Genomic DNA, 18,943 nt, shown 5'->3' on the forward strand with positions numbered 1-18,943 from the left:
TCTCGCAAGGGAGAGCGGCATGCAGCGCTTATTGGCCGTTATCAGCGACCTTCACATCAGTGACGGAGATCTCGATGACTTCGATGACGAGCTGGAGGCGCATCTGGCGGGTTTCTTGACCGATCTCAAGCAACGGTCCGAACACGTCGAGCTGGTCATAAATGGCGACTTTCTGGACTTTGTGCAGGCATCTCCTTGGACGGGATCGTCACTCGAATCCGAGACGCAAGACGGCATCCCTTTATGCTTCACCGAGCAGCAATCGCTGAACAAGCTTGCCAATATTCAGACGCGACATCGCGGGACATTTGTTGCACTGAAGGACTTTCTCGCGGACGGACGCAATCACCTAGTAATCATGCCGGGCAACCACGATCCGGACTTCTTCTGGCCGCGGGTCCGAGAACGCTTCGCGGAGTTTGTTGGCGTCGATCAAGGCTCCAAGAAGCTCACGTTCTGCCTTGAAAGCCACTATCACCCAAACGGAATGAATTGGCTGCACATCGAACATGGTCATCGATACGACAAGGTCAATTCTTTCCATGTGAACGGGCACGATCGCTGGAGCGCGAACGAGCCGCCCATTCTGAAGGGGAAGGACGGGAATGATCGTTTGTACGAGTGCGTCGGCACGCGCTTTCTGATCAAATATCTCAATGGGCTAGACGCGCGTTACCCCTACGTCGACAACGTCAAGCCGTTCTCCCGTTTCTTTCATATCTTCGGCGCGTCTGCGCTGACACCCGGCTGGGCCCCGCTCGACGCGTCGGTCAGCGTGGCAAAAATGCTCGCGTACGCGATCAAGATCGCGGCGACGCGTAAGGAAGATCTCCTGACGATAGAGGCACCCATCGGCTCCGACAGGCTACAACTGTTGGCCAAGTGGGTGGACGAAGCTACCGCCCCCGAGCTCGAAGTCCTGACGCGCGCCTTGCGTGGAAGCGGCTTCGAGCTTCCGATGAAGCTCGTCACGTTCGTAGCCACACCCGAAAATCTTGAGCTGCTCGCCGAATATCTCACCGAGCACCCCGAACTCGTATCCAGTCTCGGCGAGAAGTCCGCGGCGCTGCTCGGCGCTCAGGAAGGCACGCTGAGCCTGAAGGAGGCGTACAAGGTCAACGAAACCGAAGATCTCTACGTCGGCGCCACAGAGGCGGCCATTGGTGGAGTCAATACGGTGATCATGGGCCATACCCACGAACCGCACGACCGGAAGGTGCCTGGTCTTACCTACTTCAACACCGGATCTTGGACGCGCTACTACCGCTTCGCGCCCGAAGAAAAAACTCGGCCATGGCACATTCTGAAGACCGGCTCTTACGAAAACTTCCCCTACTCTCTTCGCTACGTACAGGTCAAACCAGGCGAAGAGCATGCGACCATGGAGGTCTGGCGCGAGAGGATGGTAACGTGAGGACGGTCCACGTCGAAATCCACGAGCATGGGCCCACTCGGTTCAGGGTACAGTGGAACGAGTGGCAACCGTACACGATCAACAGGCAAGCGGTTTTGGATTATGCCGCCGACATCCGCAAAGTACTTCTCGAGCTCGTGAACCATTGCTTAAAGGACAAGGCCGAAACTGCCGCGCCAATTCTCAAGCAGTTGGCGCGCAAAGGAAACGCGCTTTACAAAACGCTGTTCCTGAGAATGGAAGGCGACGAAGACGCAGCAGGCGTCAAAAAATACTACGCTTCGCTCGGCGAGCCCTTCCGCATCGAATTCAGAGTAGCCGATAGCGTATTGGTACCTTGGGGCCTCATGTACTCCGGAGACCCGGAACTCTTGCCGGACGACTGGCGGGGGATTGAGCAAACAGCATGGTGGCACACCTATCATCAATTCTGGTGCTTCGCCCACGATACGACCGTGCGCTACATCGGAATCAAACCTAGCCAGGTCGGCGATGCATCGTCGCTCGGCATGCTTCGCGTCGCTCATCCATCTGTCTTCGGCAAAGCGAAGGACACCATCTCGTCGGAGGTCGAGAAAAGCTTCTCCGCTTGGTTGGACGAGCGCTACGGTATGCCCATCAACACCGAGCAGGCATTAAAGGATTCATGGCAAGAACGCGCGTCGCAAATCGGCCTTCTGTACTTCTACTGCCATGCAACTCCGAATCAGCTCGCTATTGGAACCGACGACACTATCAACGCCAGCGGGCTTTTTCTGATTTTGGCAGATACCAAGCGAGACAACGAGACGGGCTGCCTCGTTTTCATCAACGGGTGCCGTACGGCTGCAGCCGACCCTGGAGGAACATTCCTGCTGCCGGCAAGCGTGACCGGGCATGTTGGATTTGTGGGCACCGAGACGGATGTTCCGGACGTCTTTGCGTTGCGTTTCAGCACCTCGCTGCTCCACTTGCTATTCAAGGACGGTAAAACGCTCGGAGAGGCGATGAGCCGCCTCTATCGCGATCATTTCCCTCTAAGTCTTGTCTACGGGATCTACGCGCACCCGAATTTTCGGATGTGCCAGGATGGAGCACCAAGCCTCTCAAAGCAAACGAACTTCTCTGACGACGTAGTCGGAAGCGGACGGCTGGAGATACCCCATGGCCAGTGAGAGCCAGCAGCCTTACAAGGGCCTCGCCTCATATACAGAGGACGACGCTCATCTCTTCGCAGGCCGCGATGTCGACATCAGACGATGCGCGACGTTCCTTGCGGACTCTAATACTCGGATTCTCGCTCTTCACGGTCTTACCGGCTGCGGAAAGTCCTCGTTTTTGCGAGCGGGCATCATTCCCTATTTGGAAGATGGGGATACGGGGATCGCATTCGCCCGCAGAGGCAAGACTCGAGACGTTTTCATCAGTTCGACGGCAGATCCTTTGGCTAAGCTAGCTAACGCGGTATTCGAATTCACTTCGAACCCGTTAACTATCCAAACGCCGACCGGAGAACGAAAGCTAAACTTGCGAGCCGCCCTACCGGACCCGGCCGCAGTCAAAGCGGCTGCGTTTGTCCGGTCGGCCGGCCGGGATCCTTCCGTGTTGCTCGGCGTGCTCGAACGGTTAAGCCTCATCGTCCCGCACACGCTGGTCTTGATCATCGATCAAGGAGAAGAGGTCCTAACCTTGGCCAATCCCGCCTTTGAATCCAAGGCTCGCGACGCGTTCTTTGATTTCCTGTCCGCATTCTCGATCGCTAGGTTTGCGATGAAGATCGTGGTCTCCCTCCGCACAGAGTATCTTGGCAGATTCGCCTCGCATCTACGAATGGGCTTCCGTGGCACGGGATTGAGCGACTACTATCTCGGCGAATTGACGAAGTCGCAAATCAAGGAAGCGTTGCAGCGACCTGCACAGCAGTTCGGCTTCACGATCGACGAGGACGTAATAGAAAGCGCGATCGAACAACTCGATAAAGTACCGCTTGGTCGGCTCGGTGCTCTGCAGATTGCGTTCAGCGAGCTCTACTCATTGATGCGATCGCGGCAAGCAAACGAAATCACACTCGCCGATCTGGCCGAGCTCGGGAACGTCGAAGGAACGATCGAACGTTTTGTGCACAAGGCATTACATGACCGCGGCACCGCACTTCGACTCCCTCCTCTCAAAGCTGAGCAGGAGGTGACTTTCTGGAAGGAGGCGCTATGCGACTTACTCCGACTTCAGCCTGATGGCACGGTAACGACCGATATAAAGAGCGAAGCCGACTTGGAGGAGAGGCTTGCAGGCACACTACTGGGCTTCGGAGAGACGACGGGAATACTCGTGACGGCGGGTCTCCTGAAACCGATCAAGGTCGTTGATGGGGAAGGCGGCGTGGTACCTTGTTTTGCAATTGGCCACGACACGGTCGGCCTCGTACTTTGGAACTGGAAGCTTCGCCGCGAACAGCGGTCTAGCCTCTCGGCTCAGGCTCAGGTGGTATCTTCCCGCGAGGAGCCCGATGAAGCTCCGAATTCTCCGGGGCGCGAAATAGCCCTTTGTCTCTCGGGCGGCGGCTATCGCGCCATGCTCTTCGATCTCGGTGCAGTGTGGCGCCTTAACGACCTCGGCTATTTATCTCGGCTAGGACGAGTTTCGGGCGTGGCTGGCGGAGCGGTCGTTGCCGGCGTGCTCGGTATGCATTGGAACGAACTCTCCTTCGTTGACGGCATCGCCGTAAACTTCTCAGACGTGATCGCCAAGCCGCTGCTTGAATTCGCCGACCAGAGTATTGACGTAAGGTCGAGTATGCTCGGCCTTTTGCCGGGACGCAATCCTGCCGACGTGATGGCCGGAAAGATGGCGAGCTTTCTGTTTGGTGAAAAGACTTTGCAAGACTTGCCGGACCAACCTGTTTTCGTGTTCAGCTCCACTAATCTGCAGCGTGTCTCGCTCTTCCGATTCTCCAAGTCCTATATCGGCGACGCCGTAACGGGCATCATTCGTGACTACCCAGAGCTTATCGCGATCGCGGTAGCAGCATCGAACGCCCTACCGCCAACCCTTTCCCCCCTTGTCTTGCACTTGGGCACGGCGAAGTGGGAGCCGCCTAACAGCGCGGAATTCCGGTTCCGTGAGAAGGTCTATTTGGCGACAGGAAGCCTGATCGACAACTTGGGGCTAGAGGCAGCGTGGAGGCGGCATAAGACGATCTTCGTTTGCGACGGCGGCGTAGACTCGCCGGACAACCCCGAACCCAAGGGTGGGATCGCTGGATTTGTCGAGCAAGCCGTTCGAACCGTCGAGGTCCTGGATCATCAGCTTCGCCTTCTACGTCGTCGACAGGTCATAGAAGCGCTCGAAACCAACAACAAGAAAGGTGCATATTGGTCGATCCGAAACTTCGAGAAGTACGGATCAAAGATAAGTCCAACGCGGGCATCGGAGCTTGCCGCCCTCGCGACGCGATTTGCGCCTTTGAACGAGGCGGATAAAAGGGACCTCGTCAACTTTGGATATGACGTGTGCCGGGGCGCCATAGCGGCCCGCTTCGAAAACGAGCCGCCAGCCGAAACCCTGCGATTTCCGTTTCCGTGAAACTCGGCGATCGCAGCGAAAGCGCGCTAAGTAGATTATAGATTATCAGGTGCGCATCAGCGGTTGACTGCGCTCAAGCCTAATCTTACTGCGTCACAAACGGTGGTCTGTGAAATGGGCGAACTTGATTGCACAACAAGGACATCTCGACAACGTTCGGACCAGCCCTTGTTCGAGTCGCCGTCGCATCGTCGTGATCGAATTTGGAATGTGACGTTGGGTCCGTAGCGGCAGAACCGCGGGGTCTGTAATCCGCGGAAACGCGAGCGAGCGGGATCGGCCGGGCGCGCCGAGCGCCTGAGGGGGGAAACGCCTCCCGCTCGGAGATCAGGAATCCGAAGGCTGCAATGCACATCGTTGCGTGATGATGAAAGCCGCGCCAGCCGCGTCCCTCGAAGTGGCCAAGCCCGACCTCCTGCTTGAGTTCCTGATAGTCGCGTTCGATGCGCCAGCGCAATTTAGCCGTCTCTACGAGAGTCCGGAATGCCACATCCTCCGGCAATGTCGAGAGCCAGTATTTGGTAGGCTGGTCCTCGCCTTTCGGCCATTCGATCAGCAACCATTCCTCCAACCGCTGGGTGGTTTGCCAATAATCACGGTGCGCGGCACGGACCCGCACGCGGGCAAAGCGCGAGCTCAGCTTTTCGTTCGTTCCTTGCCGCCACGTGATGGTGCGCCAAGCTTTGGCCGGCAGGCCGATCGCGAGCGCTTTAACGGCGGCCGGCCGACGCTGACGGTTGCGGCGCATCAGTTTCGGGGGACGGCCGCGGCCCGACCATGGCTTCGGCGGCAAGGGACCGGTGCCGGGCGCCCATACCGTTGTGCTCGACAGAAGACCCGCCACATAGGTCAATCCCAGCGCCGTGATCTCCGTGCGCAGATCGCTGTTGTTGCCATAGCCCGCGTCCATCAGCACGACACCACGCGGAAGGCCGGTCGCACAGGCCCACCGCAACTGCTCCAGCGCGATCTCCGGCTTGGTCCGGAAGCCGACTTCGGCAGGAATGCCCACCTTGCGCCGCCGATCGCAATCCTCAGTCCATTCCTTCGGAAGATAAAGGCGGTAGGCAACAGGCAGGCTGGCGTGGTGATTGGCAATCGATAATGACACCGCCACCTGGCAATTATCCTGCTTGCCGAGCTGCCCGCAATATTGCCGTGCAACTCCAACCGAATGTCGCCCCTGCTTGGGAAATCCGGTGTCATCGATGATCCAAGCTTCGATCGGGCCCTGGCGTTCGATCGCCGGCAGGACCATCTCTCGTACCTTGCCCAGCACCTTCTCATCCGACCAGGCGCCGCTGCCGACGAAATGCAGCAGCGATTGATGTTGGGCGGCCGTCCGTTCCGGAGCCGTCATCGCCGCCATTGGCTCCACGCTCTTACGACCGCCACAGGCCATGAGGCCGACGCAATAGTCGCGCAGCGGTGCCTTCCGATCAGCATGACCGATGACGCTGGCAAGCCCTTCCAAATACGTCGCAAATCGCATCTCACTGGTCTTGGTGCCACGCCCGCTCATGTAGCCTCCTCGGCTGATGGTCCATGCTTCAACCATCGCTGATTCCGGCCGGATAAAGCCTGCGGTTTTGTGACTCAGTCGTACTAAGAGTCTGTCCGGAAAGATTACCTTGGATTGCATAGCTTTCGCAGCATGAGTCGGATGGAGGCCAGCTTGAGAAAGGCGAGCGCCCTGTGATTGAAGCATTCCCAATCTTTGGACAGTCTTCGGCATCGCCCGAGCCAGGCAAAGGTACGCTCGACGATCCAGCGTTTGGGCAAGACGACGAAACGGTGAGCCTGATCGGAGCGTTTGACGATTTCGAGGTTCACGCGCTTCAGAGCGCTACGCAGCCCCTTCTGGAAATGTGGCCCTTGATATCCGCCGTCGGCGTAGAGCTTCAGAAGAAAGGGATAGAGGCCGAACAACGTTGCCATCAGGAGCACGCCGCCGTCGCGATCCTGGATGTCCGCCGCATGCACGATGGCGTGCATCAAGAGGCCTTGCGTGTCGACGAGAATGTGCCGCTTCTTGCCCTTGATCTTCTTGCCCGCGTCGTAGCCATGGAGATCATGAGGCCCCCTTTTTCAGCGCTTTTCACGCTCTGGCTATCGATGATGGCGGCGGTGGGAGAAGCCTCGCGCTCGGCCCTTTCGCGACATTCGACATAGAGGGCGTGATGAATTTTATCGAGCGTGCCGTTCCAGCTCCACAGATCGAAGTAGCCATACAGCGTCGAGCGCGGCGGCAGGTCCTTGGGGATCGCGCGCCACTGGCAACCTGTGCTCAGGATGTACATCAGCCCGTTGGCAATCTCGCGCAGGTCCACCGTACGCTTGTTGCCGCCGCGCTTGGCCGGCGGGATGCGAGGCGCGATCAGCGCCCACTCCTCGTCGGTCAAGTCGCTCGGATAGCGCAGGCGGCTGCGGTCGTAGCGTGCACGGTTCTCGGTAGTCCACATTGGCGGCGCGTCCCCATCGAATCAGGCCGCTCACCTTGAATCACAACCGATTCATTCGACTCAACATGTTTTGGAACAGACACTAAGAACTGCACTTTAGAGAACGCGCGGCGCTTAGCGTCGATGCCGGTTTATGCGGTTTTTAACCGCTTTTTGCGGACAGCGCGGGCATGCTGAATCGCGCTTCTGCGCCGCTCTAACCTGACGATTACTTCCCGATGCGCACAAAGCTCGTGAGCACCGGCAGTAGCGGGCGCACGCGCCACAATAAACACGCAGAGAATTTTCCCTGAACTTCTCAAATTTACGAAATTAGTGGAGCGGCTTTGCAGCCTTTGGACTGCGGGCCCGCTCCTCCCCCCGAGGGGTAGGAGCGGGCCGGAGGCGGGTGCCGACCCGGGCCCTCCACGTGCGCATGCCTGCGCGCATAACCCGCGCAAGGCTGCCAGCGATTTGGCTGAGCGCAGCGCGCGCCGAATCGCACTTCGCGTGCCAGCTAAGTCATTGGCGCTACTCGACACTTAGAGTCGCAAAAGCCCCTGCAGCGCATGCATTGGGGATGTCCCGATCGCTGTTGAACTACGTCGGGTCGACGTTGCCGGAATGAATATTACGCAGCCCTCGTGACGTGGGCAACGGACTTGATTGTCATGCGATCGTGGTGAGCTTGAAGGGCCGCACGCAGAACCGACAATTGCTTATGCGCCTTCAATCGTCGGAAGCCCTTGTTGGCCTCGATCATACCGGCCGCGACCCATCGCAAGGCCATACCGGCATCCCGCCAGCGTTTAACGTTGCGCGTGACGCGGCGAATGGTGCCCATCATGTTCTCGGCGATATTGGTACAGGCGAGCGATCGGCGAAGCTCCTTCGGCAACTTCAACCGGACGACAGTCAGGATTTCGTCGAGGCCTTCGAGGATACTGGCCGCAACGCCGGGCCATTGCTGGTCGAGTCGACGCGCGAGATTGCGGATCAATTTTTCAGCCTTGTCGGCGTCATCGAGCTCCCAGGCCTGGCGCAGCACCCGGCGGGTGGCCGCATGATGCTCTTTCGGCAGGCGTTCCATGATGTTGCGCGCCTTGTGGATCTGGCAGCGCTGGATCGCAGCGGCCGAACCGAAGGTGCGGCGGATCGCCTTCGACAACGCCTTCGCGCCGTCGGCGATGAACAGTCTTGGCACCGTCGGGTCGAGCCCGCGCGAGACCAGGTTGTCCAGCAGGGCCTGAACCGTTGCTGCATTCTCGGTCGCCCCTTCCACCAGCGCCAGCGGATGCTTGTTGCCTTCGCCGTCAACCCCGATCGCGGCCACCAGCACGAGATCGTCGTCGAGATGCAGCCCGTCGATTTGGACCACCAGAAGGTCGAGCGCGGACAGATCGGCAGCCATGAAGTCGGCCAGCCGCGCCGCCGACAGAGCCACGAACCTCCGCGAGGCCGCCGACTTCGAAATCCCCGATCCGGGCGGTGCCGGCACGTCACCCTCGGGCAGCCGGACGGCGCGGCCGAACCGGCGCGTCGACACATTGATCAGCATCAGGTTCATCGCCCAGCGACCGAGCCAGTCCTCCTGCGCCGCCGTTTCCCAGCTCGGGATCGTGACCTCGCGGCCGTCCATGCCCCGGACCCGCGGGCGATCGACCTCGATCTTGCCGCCGTGGAAACCGATCCGCCCCCGCGTTCGGCCCCAACGGTGCGCCCGCCGCGCCGCATCACGACCGTGGCGCGGCCCGCAGGCCGCTGTCACATCCGCCTCCATCATCGTGCCGAGCGCCTCGATTCCTGCCGCAAGGCAGAACCGATCGAAGCTCGCTCGCACTTCCGCAAATGATTTCTCCACAGCCCCGGTCGCCGGCCAACCAGCCGGTGTGATATCTCTCGTCATGGCGTTGCTCTCCTTTGTGGAATCAGCACCCCGAGCCTACCGGCTCAAGGTGGGCAACGCCGACCTCTTCAGAAATTCAACAGAACCCGGGACATCCCCCATGCATTTCTTGTATGGTCATGCGCGATTGCGAAACCCGACAAAAGCGCTGAAAGCGATTAAATGCGCAAAGCGATCAAGCGCTCAGCTGTCTGGTTTTACGTATTAGACTTTTCCAGACAAAATATTCGTTGCTGATTTTTCTGCAGGCCGCATCCTGATCGCGGGTCGAAAGCCCGAAACACTAGCCGATAGCCAATCCGGTGAGCGGCAATCACAATTCTTGTCCAGGGGCCGCGCGCGTATGTCCAAGGCGCACGCCCAAAGGCGCGCGGGGCCGTCTAGCCCGATCTATTCACGAGAGCACGGTCGTTCTTGACGTCTGACTGGGGCTGGCGGCTGGCGTGGGTGACCGTCCGGCCTTTTGTCACCGGGTTCTACATCAAGCTGTTTTGTACGCGTTGGAGGAGTGGGGCGGGTGAGCGGGCGCAGGCCCGGTCGGTTACGGGCCGAGCGGGAGCAGCGCGCCGGGCAAGCTGCGGAAGAGGTCGGCTTCGGGGCATGCCGCGGCGAACGCAAGGCGAATGCGGCTCGCGGTTTCGACGACCCGGGCTGCGATTTTCAAGAGACGAAGACGCAGCGTCGCGAACTCGGCGGCGGCCAATTCCCGGACTTTGGGAATGGCGCCGCGCACGGTAAGCATCAACCAATAAGCGGCGGTGTGGAGAACGAGACGGACCTGGTTGGCGAGCGCCGAACGGCAACTGGTGCGATCGGAGGCGAGCTGCGTCTTATGCAGCTTGATCAGATTTTCGGCTTGGCCGCGCGCGCAATACAGGCTGTCGTAGATCCACTCGGCCGAGCCGACATCGAGGCTGGTGACGACGAAGCGGATGTCGAGGCCGAGCATCGTCGCCTCAATACGGGCGACAGTGCGCCGTTCGTGATCCCAGGACTTTGCCTTGTGGCGCGTCTCGGTATAGCCGCGCAGAACAGGCAGGTTCTCGATGGCGCGTCGCGTGCGAATGTCGTCGGCGACCTCGTCGACTTTTCTGGCGAGAGGCTTGGTACCGGACAGACCGAAGATGTAGTCGATGCCGTTGTTCTCGCACCAGGTCATGGCCTCCGGCCGAGCATAGTGCCCGTCGCCACGGAACGTAATTCGCGTGTTGTGCCACCGCGTCCGGATATGCCGTATCAGGCGGCGCAGATGGGCACGCACCTCGACGCCGCCCGGCGTCTTGCCGGGCCGCAGCACGACCGCCACGGGCCGGCTCTTCTCCGTGTCGTAGACGTGGATCGGCAGGAAGCAGCGTTCGTCATAATGAGCGTTGAACAGCGAGAGCTGCTGATGGCCGTGGACGACATCGCAGGTATCATCGATGTCGAGCGTGACGGATGCCGGCTCGCGCGGGTAGCTATCCATCCATGCGTCGACCAAAGTGTAGGTCAGTCGGATCACGTCGCGCAGGCGCGGAGCATTCTCCAGACGCGACAGCGTCGGTTGGGAACACAGATCGCGACCGCTGTCCGGCAGCCGTCCGCAGGCCAGCTTGAATGCGGGATCGGACCGCAGATGATCGAGGTCGTCGGCGTCCTCGTAGCTCGTAGCCGCAGCAGATCGCGAACATGCGCGCGCGGAACATATCGACAAGGCTGTGCACGACCCGCGTCGGATCGCGCCGATCCGGGAACACCCGGGCCAAATTGTCGGCCAAACCGAGACGCCGCTCGGCCATCGCCAGAAGCATCACGCCCCCATTCGAGGTTAGGCGTCCACCATCGAAGGCAGCTGTGACTTTCTTGGCGTGAACGGCTGGAAACGAGAAGGGCAGAATCGTATCATCGGTCATGGCGGGCGTGGCGTTCGCGGTTGAGGTGATGGGGTTGGCTTCGCAACCGAATCCTACGCCGCATCAGCGCTTTACACCACGCTCGCCAGCCTCTCAGGCGCCCTCTCGCGAATAAGGCGGGCTAGTGTCGGTCATTTCGCCCCTGGACTCGCATCTTGCTCGAAAGGCAAAACACTATGCGCAGCTCCACCGCCCTCCGCACCTCGACGAACTCTAATGAGCTTGGCAGCCTCCTCGCTCGCCGCGGGACGGACCTGATCCTGGCCATTGAGGACGGAAACGCCCTGATCCGGTGCCACGTGAGCTCGGCAACCGCCGCGGCCATGCTGGCGCCTCTTAAGGGCAAGGCCGCCGGTCAATTCTGGCCCCTCCCCGGCAACCTGGTCGAAATCGACGCCGCCGTGACCTTGGCTGCCGCGGTGAAAATGTTGGAGGCAAAGGCCACCGCGGAAAGGCGGCCGCACCTGAACTGAAAATAACCGGTCCCGGGCGGTGCAAAAGCCGCCCGACCTGCCTAGAATCGGCGCTCGTGCTTCCCCGGTGCTTCCCCGCGGGTGGCACGGGCGCAATCACGTCAAACAGGGAGACAAAATGTATAGGCAGTTTCAATGGGTTGACTGGTCGGGGCAGCTGGATTCGAACCAACGACCTGCAGTACCCAAAACTGCCGCGCTACCAGGCTGCGCTATACCCCGAATGTCCAGCGAGCCCCGTCGATACACGCTTCCCAAAGCGCCATCAAGCTTTCAAGCCGCCAGCAAGGCGGCAATAACCCCGCCGGGACGCCCTACTTGGTACCGAACAGCGGGTGGCCGACGCGGTCGCCGGGACGGATGCCGTATTTCTGCGCCGTTCCCGCCACCACCTCCAGCACGGCCCGCGCGGGACCCTGGGACGAGATGATCTTGGTCGACAGCGGCTCGGTGTTTTCGGCGATGCGCAGGATGCGGCCGTCGGCGCGGATGAAGATCATGTCGAGCGAGACGTAGGTGTTCTTCATCCACATCGACACTTCCTGCTCGGGCTTGAAGTCGAACAGCATGCCTTTGCCGTCGGCCAGCTCCTTGCGGTACATCAGCCCGGTCTGCTTCTCCTCCTCGGTCGTCGCCATTTCCACCGAGAACACCTGCACGCCGTTCCTGGTGACGATCTCGAGCGGCTGGAAGCTGGCGGCGCGCACCGGCGCGCTCGCGACGGCACAGCCGACGACGAGGATGGCGGCCAGCCAGCCCCTCGCAATGGACCAGACGGCCTTTCGGTCAAAATTCATGGGACGGTACTCAAGGGGGCGTGGGACTGGACCAGTCTTACGCGGCGATCGTGACAAAAGCCAGAGGCGCGCCGGACGGCCTGCGCGCCTCTTGTCACGATTGCGGGAGTTGGCGATCGCCGCTAGTGCGACTGCAATCCCGGCGATCCGGTCTCGGGATGGATCTCGGCCGCCATCATGCCCTTGGAGCCGGGCCCGAAGCGGACCAGGACATATTGGCCGGGCCTGAGCTCGGTCATGCCGAAGCGGCGCAGCGTCTCCATGTGCACGAAGATGTCGGGCGTGCCCTCGCCGCAGGTCAGGAAGCCGAAGCCGCGCAGGCGGTTGAACCATTTGACCTGGGCTCGCTCCAGCCCGCTGGTCGCGGTGACCGTGACATGGGTGCGCGGCGGCAGCATCTGCGCCGGATGGATCGCGGTCGACTCGTCCATCGAAACCACGCGGAAGGCCTGGTAGCCCTTGGCGCGCTGGATGCACTCGACGACGATGCGGGCGCCCTCATAGGCGGTCTGGAAGCCGTCGCGCCTGAGCACGGTGACGTGCAGCAGCACGTCCGGCCAGCCATTGTCGGGAACGATGAAGCCGTAGCCCTTTGAAGCGTCGAACCATTTGATGACGCCGTGAACCTCGACGAGGTTGGCACTGCCTTCACCAAGTCCGCTGAACGGGCTTAGCGCGTTATCGCGACCGCCGCCGTGCTCGCCCACAGCGGGAACTCCGATCTTCTTGGACTCAAATCCGTCCGACGACCCCATAACCCCGGACCCCACACTGCCCATTGCAACCCGCCTCAGCGGCGGCGTCGAATCACGCGTCTTAAGAGAATGTTCTCAATTCGACGCGATGCGAATCTTTCGACTCAAAAGATAACACTCCCGGTTGCGGCGCATAGATAAAAAAATGATTGAACGAAGCCGCTGCCGCGGCGTAGGGGGCAAGGTGGCATAGATCGCCTCCTGGCTGAGAGGATGTGGGTGTTGGAGCCCACCCCCTCAGACAGGAGTATCGAGATGGCCGATTTGAGCCCTCTTCGCCGCCGCATGATCGAAGACATGACCGTCCGCAATCTGTCGCCGGCGACGCAAAGATCCTACATCAGCGCGGTTTCGAAGTTCAGCCGCTATTTTGGCCGATCGCCTGACCGGTTAGAGCTGGAAGACGTCCGCGCCTTCCAGGTGCATTTGGTCTCGACCGGCATCTCATGGCCGGCGCTGAACCAGATCGTCTGTGCGCTACGGTTTTTCTACGGCGTCACGCTCGGCGAGGCGCTCATCCCAGAGCGCATTCCCTATGCGCGAGAACCGCGCAAGCTGCCGGTCGTTCTCAGCGCCGACGAAGTGGTTCAGTTTCTTGAAGCGGTATCGAGCCTGAAGAGCCGCGCCGCGCTCACCACCGCCTATGCGGCCGGGCTCAGGGCCTCGGAGGTTGCGGGACTGCGGATCGAAGACATCGACAGCGCCCGCGGCGTCATCCAGGTGCGCCACGGCAAGGGCGCGAAGGATCGCAACGTGATGCTGTCGCCCCAGCTGCTGGGCATCCTGCGCACCTACTGGCGGCTCGCCCGGCCGCGGCTTTATCTGTTCCCTGGTCGTGACGAAGATCATCCGATCGATCAGACCGTGCTGCATGCCGCCTGCCGGTCGGCGGTGAAGGCTGCGGGCCTGACCAAGCGCGTCACGCTGCACACGCTGCGCCACAGCTTCGCGACACATCTTCTCGAGAACGGAACCGATATCCGGATCATCCAGGTCTTGCTCGGGCACAATAATTTGTCGTCGACAGCGCGCTACACGCAGGTCGCCACCGATACGATCCGAGCGACGCAGAGCCCGCTCGATCGCCTGTCGCTGGAGGTGACGCCACCTGGATGACCCGCAGCGGGATGCGGGTCATGACCCGCTCCGACATCCGCTCCAACAGGCCCGCCATCGAGATTGCCGATATTCTGCGCCGGCATGGCGACGCCTATCGCCGTGTACATGCCGGTCATCTGGGGCGGGTCGAGCGGCGCGTGATGAGCGCGATCGTTGCGTGCCGGACCGAGGCGCTCGGCGGCCACATGCAGGCTTGCGACGACTGCGGCACGACACGCGTTGCCTATAATTCCTGCCGCAATCGGCACTGTCCGAAGTGTCAGGGGAGAGCCCGAGCCGCGTGGCTCGCCGCGCGTCAAGCCGACCTGCTTCCGGTTCCCTATTTCCACGTCGTCTTTACACTTCCCGCACCGATCGCCGCGATCGCTTTCCAGAACAAGGCCGTCGTCTATGCCATCCTGTTCAAGGCTGCCGCCGAGGCGATGACGACGCTCGCCGCCAATCCACGCCGGCTCGGCGGTGCGATCGGCGGCGTCGCCGTCCTCCACACCTGGGGACAGACGCTGATGCATCATCCCCACGTCCATTGCGTCGTTCCGGGTGGCGGCCTCTCGCCCGATGGCGCGCGCTGGACCGCTTGCCGACCGAACTTCTTCCTGGCCGTCAAACCGTTGTCCAGACTATTTCGCACACTTTTTCTCAAACGTCTGTCGGCAGCCTTCAACTCCGGTGCCTTGCGTTTCTTCGGCGATCTCGGAGCTCTGGCCGAGCCGGCTGCCTTTGCGGCCCACCTCGACGCCATGCGACGCATCAACTGGGTTGTTTACGCCAAGCGGCCCTTCGGCGGACCCGCACAGGTCCTGGCCTATCTCGGCCGCTACACCCATCGCGTCGCGATCGCCAACAGCCGGCTCGTCGCACTCGACGACGATCATGTCGCCTTCTCATGGAAGGACTATCGCCAAAACAGCGCGACAAAGATCATGAATCTCAAGCCCGATGAGTTCATTCGCCGTTTCCTGCTTCATACGCCGCCTGACGGCTTCCACCGCATCCGCCACTTCGGCTTCATGGCCAACCGCCATCGCGCTGCCAAGCTCGCCCTTTGCCGCGAACTTCTCGATCATGAGCGAACAGCCCCAAACGATGGCCAGCCGTCGCCTGTGGATTCGGAGGCTCAAACCTGGGCCGAGGTTCCTGCCTGTCCCGATTGTGGTGGCGTCATGCGCATCATTGAGCGCTTTCGACATAGCTTCAGACGCCCCAGCCCTCGAACATCACCGTTCCGATGCGACACATCGTGAGCCAAGTCATGTCGTGCACGACGATCATCATTCGTCATTTCGCTCCCAGCGTCTCGATCATCGCGGACGATGTCGAATCCGTGCTGTCACACTGCGCGACAACAACCGTCCGATGCAGCAAAAGGCCTATCGCGATCTCAGGCGAAGCGCGTCTGATCTCAACTCTTCCAGGATGCGCACTCCTGTGTCTCTGCCTCACGCGCCGAGCCAGCAGATCGGGCATGGCGATCTCGAACAATCCCCATAGCTGCAAAACCGCGAATAGCCTCCCGCGCCTTCGTTCAATCCGGCTTCAATGAGGTCGCGTCATAAGCGCCTGCCGCGCCCTCGCGTGAGCGCGACCTCACAGAACCCTCCAGATTCGCCGGAACCTATGAACAGCTTGCACAGCCGCGAATCAAATTGATGCCTCAATTTCCGACAAAGGGCCCGAGAGTCTCGCCTATGTCGTGGCGGATAACGAGGTCGGCGATGTCGTCCTGATCGGTCGGCTCGCGATTGATGATCACCAGACGTGCACCGGCGTTCTTCGCCATCATCGGAAAGCCCGCCGCCGGCCACACCACGAGCGAGGAGCCGATCGCGATGAAGAGGTCGCAGGCTTGCGACAGCGCGGTCGCGCGCTGCATTTCGTCGTCGGGCATCATCTGGCCGAACGAGATCGTCGCGGTCTTCACCGGCTCGTCGCACGCGGTGCAGTTGGGTGCGCCGCCATCATCGTCGAAGCGGCGCTTCACCCAGTCGAGCTGATAGGCCTGCCCGCATCCGATGCAGCGCGCATAGGTGGTGTTGCCGTGAAGCTCGATGACGTGCTCGGCGGCAAAGCCCGAAGCTTGGTGCAGATTGTCGATGTTCTGGGTGATGACGGCAGGAACCTTGCCGGCGCGGTAGAGCGAGGCGAGCGCACGATGGCCGCGGCCGGGCCTGGCCGCGGCAAAGACAGATTCCATCGCAAAGCGGCGGCGCCAGGATTCGTCGCGAGCTTCCTGGCTGGCGACGAATTCGTCGAACGGGATCGGACGGTTGCGCGTCCAGATTCCGCCCGGTGAGCGGAAATCCGGGATGCCGCATTCGGTGGAGATGCCCGCGCCGGTGAACGGCACGATGGTCCTCGACTCGGCGATCATGTCGCCGAGTCGCTCCACGCCGCTGCGAAGATCCGATGCAATCACTCGCGGCCTCCCGTGTTGGCCTTGCGCTGGCCGCACCATGCGCAAGCGACAAGATCGTTGACGCTGTTATCCACTGCCGCGTGAGAATCGCGCAAGCGCGGTCGGCAATTTTTTCCGACCTTCGCTTATCACAATCCTGCAATGCCTCCTCCCCATTGACGCCCCAATCAGAAGCGCCAATGCATGTGTTAACGCGACTCAACGTGATTGCGGCGGCGGTGCGTGAGTTCGGCCGTGCACACATATTGAAGTGCACAGATACTGACGTGTAGAGGGGATTTGACATGACCGAAGACGAACAACGCAAAATCCGCGAACGCGAAGAGATCGCCGCCCGTGTCGCCGCCTTCCGTGCCACCCAGGAAAGATTCCAGCGCGAGCGCGAAGAGTATTTCGTGTCGACGCTCGACAATGCGCGCAAGGTGGAGCGGCCCTCGCTCTGGCCATAAAGGCACCTCCGATCGCCACGCATGAAAAAAGCCCGGAGCATCGCTCCGGGCTTTTCACTTGGTCAGCCGTTACCAGTGGCGGTAGTAGTGGCGCCGGGGGTAGTACGGTCCATCGCCGTAATAGGCATACGGGCCGGGGCTGGAATAGGCGGGCCCGCCATAATAGCCGTAGCCCAGACCATAATAGCCGTACGGATGGGACGCAGCGACAGCGCCCGCGGTGATCGCGCCGGCGGCGAGGCCGAATGCGAGGCCCGGGCCAATGCCGCGACCGCGCGCCTCTGCAGGCGCAGGTGCCGCGACCGCGGTCACGCCGACGGCTGCGACGGTGGCCAGAACTGCCAATGTCTTCTTCATGACTCTCCTCCTTCGCGTCTCGCGGGGACAACGTCGCCGGCCCGCGATGGTTGCGCGCAGGAGTGGAACCCGGGCGGCAGAAAAATATCGGCACGAGCGGAACGAAAGCCGGTTCGGCGGATTGCATCTGCGAGTGCGGAAGCCTCCGCTATCCGGTTGAGGCGACAGCACGATGCCCCGTCAGCATCTCCGCGATGCTGGCGGGGTTTTTGGTTTCGCGGACAGAAAATGGCGGCAGACATCAATGGCTGCCAATGGGACGGATGCCGTGGAGGACACATTGCCGCTATCCGCTTTGCTGGGGCGCATCCGCAGGCTCGTTCCCAAATCGCGCGACCAGCATTACGACGAGATCGTCCGCAACTTCGGTGTCGGCGCGCTGCGCCCGCCGCCGACGCCGATGAGCGACGGCGAGCTGGCGCGGGCCATCGCCGAGTTCCTCAAAAAGCAGCCATCGAGCGCGTCCGTCGCGACCCTCGGCCGGCGGCTGGACCCCTCCTCTCCGTTGTAAGCGGGTTTGTTTCTGGCGAGCACGGAACAAATGTTTCCCGCGCACGTTGAGTCCCCTTCACGCAAGAAGGGACCCGACCGACATGCCCGCGTGGCTTGAAGTTCTGCTCAACCTGTCCGGCTATGCCGGCTTCGTCGCGCTTGCGAGCCGCGGCACCGCGTGCCCGGGCCATTCCGCCGACGACAGCACCTATGGTGACGAGCGCTAATTGGTGTGGGGCGCCTGGCCTGCCGTGCGCACCAACCTGTCGGCCTTGACCGCGACGCGCGTGTCGTCGAGCTGCGGCCGCAGCGAGAAGCTGATCACCACGAAGGCGAGGCAGAACAGCGAGCCGACGACGGCGACGCGCCGGTAGGTGTGGCGGTCGCCCTGATAAAACGATGGTTCTGAAAAAGGTGTCATGCAAGCTTGCTTCTGGGCAAAGTCGTTTCTTGTCCTTGCCAGACACCTATCCCAAGCAGCCGCAAGCGCAACGCGATTGGGGTTTTAACCTAACCGAATAGGGTTATCGGCTTTGCCGCAAATATTCGTTAGGAGTTTGCGCAAGGCTTGAGACATCTGCCCTTGAGATCCCGGCGCGCCGCTTCAAACCGCCTCCGCACCAAAACTCCTGAACGGGTACGGCTTTGTTCCAGCTTCGCCTGCGTTTCGTTCTCGAAGAACGAATCGGAATCGAAGAAATCGGCGCGGAGCAACTCTTAACAAGTGGTGCGGATCGTCGCGAAATCAAACGCGCGATCGCAACGAAAGCCCGATCACTCCGTGTCGTCGGGCTTCAGTGGCGGAGGCATCTGCGGCACCGAGGGCCTGCCTTTGCGCAGTCGCTTGTGCCTGTCGGACCAGAACACTTTG

General features: G+C 61.1%; 16 protein-coding genes, 1 tRNA gene and 2 pseudogenes. 9 read left to right on the top strand and 10 right to left on the bottom strand.

The genetic code is table 11. From position 1 onward, the window contains the following. Window positions 1-19 precede the first annotated feature (19 nt). Genes HAP41_RS25980 through HAP41_RS25990 form a run of 3 tightly spaced genes read left to right on the top strand, consistent with a single transcriptional unit; the run spans window position 20 to window position 4,975 of the window. Window positions 20-1,414, top strand: coding sequence for a metallophosphoesterase family protein (locus HAP41_RS25980; protein ID WP_166096477.1), 1,395 nt, complete (start codon window positions 20-22; stop codon window positions 1,412-1,414). Then, the gene (locus HAP41_RS25985) at window positions 1,411-2,568 is read left to right on the top strand and encodes a hypothetical protein (protein WP_166096476.1); all 1,158 of its coding nucleotides are present in this window, start codon (window positions 1,411-1,413) and stop codon (window positions 2,566-2,568) included. Before HAP41_RS25980 ends, HAP41_RS25985 begins: the two co-directional genes overlap by 4 nt. Next, window positions 2,558-4,975 carry an nSTAND1 domain-containing NTPase gene (locus HAP41_RS25990; RefSeq protein ID WP_166096475.1) on the top strand — a complete coding sequence of 806 codons (2,418 nt, stop codon included), beginning with the start codon at window positions 2,558-2,560 and terminating at the stop codon, window positions 4,973-4,975. Before HAP41_RS25985 ends, HAP41_RS25990 begins: the two co-directional genes overlap by 11 nt. Window positions 4,976-5,060: 85 nt before the next feature. On the opposite strand, the gene HAP41_RS25995 is transcribed toward HAP41_RS25990, so the two are convergent. The 4 genes and pseudogenes from HAP41_RS25995 to HAP41_RS26010 all read right to left on the bottom strand — a co-directional run bounded on the left by HAP41_RS25995 (window position 5,061) and on the right by HAP41_RS26010 (window position 11,214). Continuing rightward, complete coding sequence (locus tag HAP41_RS25995) at window positions 5,061-6,497, bottom strand: IS701 family transposase (protein ID WP_166105276.1); 1,437 nt, start codon at window positions 6,495-6,497, stop codon at window positions 5,061-5,063. Between the two features lie 104 nt (window positions 6,498-6,601). Then, window positions 6,602-7,437: pseudogene (locus HAP41_RS26000) on the bottom strand (IS5 family transposase). A 610-nt stretch (window positions 7,438-8,047) separates the two neighbouring features. Next, window positions 8,048-9,322 carry an IS256 family transposase gene (locus tag HAP41_RS26005; protein WP_166064748.1) on the bottom strand — a complete coding sequence of 425 codons (1,275 nt, stop codon included), beginning with the start codon at window positions 9,320-9,322 and terminating at the stop codon, window positions 8,048-8,050. Between the two features lie 541 nt (window positions 9,323-9,863). Continuing rightward, a pseudogene (locus HAP41_RS26010) lies at window positions 9,864-11,214 on the bottom strand (IS1380 family transposase). 176 nt (window positions 11,215-11,390) lie between these two features. On the opposite strand from HAP41_RS26010, the gene HAP41_RS26015 reads away from it, so the two are divergent. Next, window positions 11,391-11,687, top strand: coding sequence for a hypothetical protein (locus HAP41_RS26015; protein WP_166096474.1), 297 nt, complete (start codon window positions 11,391-11,393; stop codon window positions 11,685-11,687). A gap of 145 nt (window positions 11,688-11,832) precedes the next feature. On the opposite strand, the gene HAP41_RS26020 is transcribed toward HAP41_RS26015, so the two are convergent. The 3 genes from HAP41_RS26020 to HAP41_RS26030 form a co-directional block, all read right to left on the bottom strand. Then, window positions 11,833-11,909: transfer RNA gene (locus HAP41_RS26020), tRNA-Pro, on the bottom strand. Window positions 11,910-12,001: 92 nt separating this feature from the next. Further along, entirely contained in the window at window positions 12,002-12,484 is a 483-nt protein-coding gene (locus HAP41_RS26025; protein WP_038936099.1) for a DUF192 domain-containing protein, read from the bottom strand. A 122-nt stretch (window positions 12,485-12,606) separates the two neighbouring features. Then, window positions 12,607-13,239: a cold-shock protein gene (locus HAP41_RS26030; RefSeq protein WP_028150990.1), complete on the bottom strand. Its 633-nt coding sequence runs from the start codon at window positions 13,237-13,239 to the stop codon at window positions 12,607-12,609. A 255-nt stretch (window positions 13,240-13,494) separates the two neighbouring features. Between HAP41_RS26030 and HAP41_RS26035 the strand changes: the two genes are divergently transcribed. Beyond that, window positions 13,495-14,355: a tyrosine-type recombinase/integrase gene (locus HAP41_RS26035; RefSeq protein ID WP_029085027.1), complete on the top strand. Its 861-nt coding sequence runs from the start codon at window positions 13,495-13,497 to the stop codon at window positions 14,353-14,355. A 20-nt stretch (window positions 14,356-14,375) separates the two neighbouring features. After that, entirely contained in the window at window positions 14,376-15,602 is a 1,227-nt protein-coding gene (locus HAP41_RS26040; protein ID WP_166053869.1) for an IS91 family transposase, read from the top strand. A gap of 410 nt (window positions 15,603-16,012) precedes the next feature. On the opposite strand, the gene HAP41_RS26045 is transcribed toward HAP41_RS26040, so the two are convergent. Continuing rightward, on the bottom strand, window positions 16,013-16,774 hold the full coding sequence (locus tag HAP41_RS26045) for an SIR2 family NAD-dependent protein deacylase (RefSeq protein WP_166096473.1): 762 nt from the start codon (window positions 16,772-16,774) through the stop codon (window positions 16,013-16,015). 284 nt (window positions 16,775-17,058) lie between these two features. Between HAP41_RS26045 and HAP41_RS26050 the strand changes: the two genes are divergently transcribed. Beyond that, complete coding sequence (locus HAP41_RS26050) at window positions 17,059-17,223, top strand: hypothetical protein (RefSeq protein ID WP_166096472.1); 165 nt, start codon at window positions 17,059-17,061, stop codon at window positions 17,221-17,223. 69 nt (window positions 17,224-17,292) lie between these two features. Here HAP41_RS26050 and HAP41_RS26055 read toward each other — a convergent pair whose 3' ends face one another. After that, window positions 17,293-17,580: a hypothetical protein gene (locus HAP41_RS26055; protein WP_166096471.1), complete on the bottom strand. Its 288-nt coding sequence runs from the start codon at window positions 17,578-17,580 to the stop codon at window positions 17,293-17,295. A 244-nt stretch (window positions 17,581-17,824) separates the two neighbouring features. On the opposite strand from HAP41_RS26055, the gene HAP41_RS26060 reads away from it, so the two are divergent. Both HAP41_RS26060 and HAP41_RS50085 read left to right on the top strand, forming a co-directional pair. Beyond that, window positions 17,825-18,091 (top strand): hypothetical protein, encoded by a 267-nt coding sequence (locus HAP41_RS26060; protein WP_175618075.1) that lies wholly within the window; start codon window positions 17,825-17,827, stop codon window positions 18,089-18,091. Window positions 18,092-18,173: 82 nt separating this feature from the next. After that, entirely contained in the window at window positions 18,174-18,299 is a 126-nt protein-coding gene (locus HAP41_RS50085) for a hypothetical protein (RefSeq protein ID WP_256478250.1), read from the top strand. Here HAP41_RS50085 and HAP41_RS26065 read toward each other — a convergent pair. Next, window positions 18,296-18,493: a hypothetical protein gene (locus tag HAP41_RS26065; RefSeq protein WP_166096470.1), complete on the bottom strand. Its 198-nt coding sequence runs from the start codon at window positions 18,491-18,493 to the stop codon at window positions 18,296-18,298. The genes HAP41_RS50085 and HAP41_RS26065 overlap by 4 nt on opposite strands. Window positions 18,494-18,943 lie beyond the last annotated feature (450 nt).

Source organism: Bradyrhizobium barranii subsp. apii (genome assembly GCF_011516635.5).
Lineage (GTDB): Bacteria > Pseudomonadota > Alphaproteobacteria > Rhizobiales > Xanthobacteraceae > Bradyrhizobium > Bradyrhizobium barranii.

Bases quoted from the DNA above. Each gene is read 5' to 3' on its own strand.
- HAP41_RS25980 (WP_166096477.1), top strand. From the start codon at position 20: ATGCAGCGCTTATTGGCCGTTATCAGCGACCTTCACATCAGTGACGGA.
- HAP41_RS25990 (WP_166096475.1), top strand. From the start codon at position 2,558: ATGGCCAGTGAGAGCCAGCAGCCTTACAAGGGCCTCGCCTCATATACA.
- HAP41_RS25995 (WP_166105276.1), bottom strand. From the start codon at position 6,497: ATGAGCGGGCGTGGCACCAAGACCAGTGAGATGCGATTTGCGACGTAT.
- HAP41_RS26005 (WP_166064748.1), bottom strand. From the start codon at position 9,322: ATGACGAGAGATATCACACCGGCTGGTTGGCCGGCGACCGGGGCTGTG.
- HAP41_RS26015 (WP_166096474.1), top strand. From the start codon at position 11,391: ATGCGCAGCTCCACCGCCCTCCGCACCTCGACGAACTCTAATGAGCTT.
- HAP41_RS26025 (WP_038936099.1), bottom strand. From the start codon at position 12,484: ATGAATTTTGACCGAAAGGCCGTCTGGTCCATTGCGAGGGGCTGGCTG.
- HAP41_RS26030 (WP_028150990.1), bottom strand. From the start codon at position 13,239: ATGGGGTCGTCGGACGGATTTGAGTCCAAGAAGATCGGAGTTCCCGCT.
- HAP41_RS26035 (WP_029085027.1), top strand. From the start codon at position 13,495: ATGGCCGATTTGAGCCCTCTTCGCCGCCGCATGATCGAAGACATGACC.
- HAP41_RS26040 (WP_166053869.1), top strand. From the start codon at position 14,376: ATGACCCGCTCCGACATCCGCTCCAACAGGCCCGCCATCGAGATTGCC.
- HAP41_RS26050 (WP_166096472.1), top strand. From the start codon at position 17,059: ATGACCGAAGACGAACAACGCAAAATCCGCGAACGCGAAGAGATCGCC.
- HAP41_RS26055 (WP_166096471.1), bottom strand. From the start codon at position 17,580: ATGAAGAAGACATTGGCAGTTCTGGCCACCGTCGCAGCCGTCGGCGTG.
- HAP41_RS26060 (WP_175618075.1), top strand. From the start codon at position 17,825: ATGGCTGCCAATGGGACGGATGCCGTGGAGGACACATTGCCGCTATCC.
- HAP41_RS50085 (WP_256478250.1), top strand. From the start codon at position 18,174: ATGCCCGCGTGGCTTGAAGTTCTGCTCAACCTGTCCGGCTATGCCGGC.
- HAP41_RS26065 (WP_166096470.1), bottom strand. From the start codon at position 18,493: ATGACACCTTTTTCAGAACCATCGTTTTATCAGGGCGACCGCCACACC.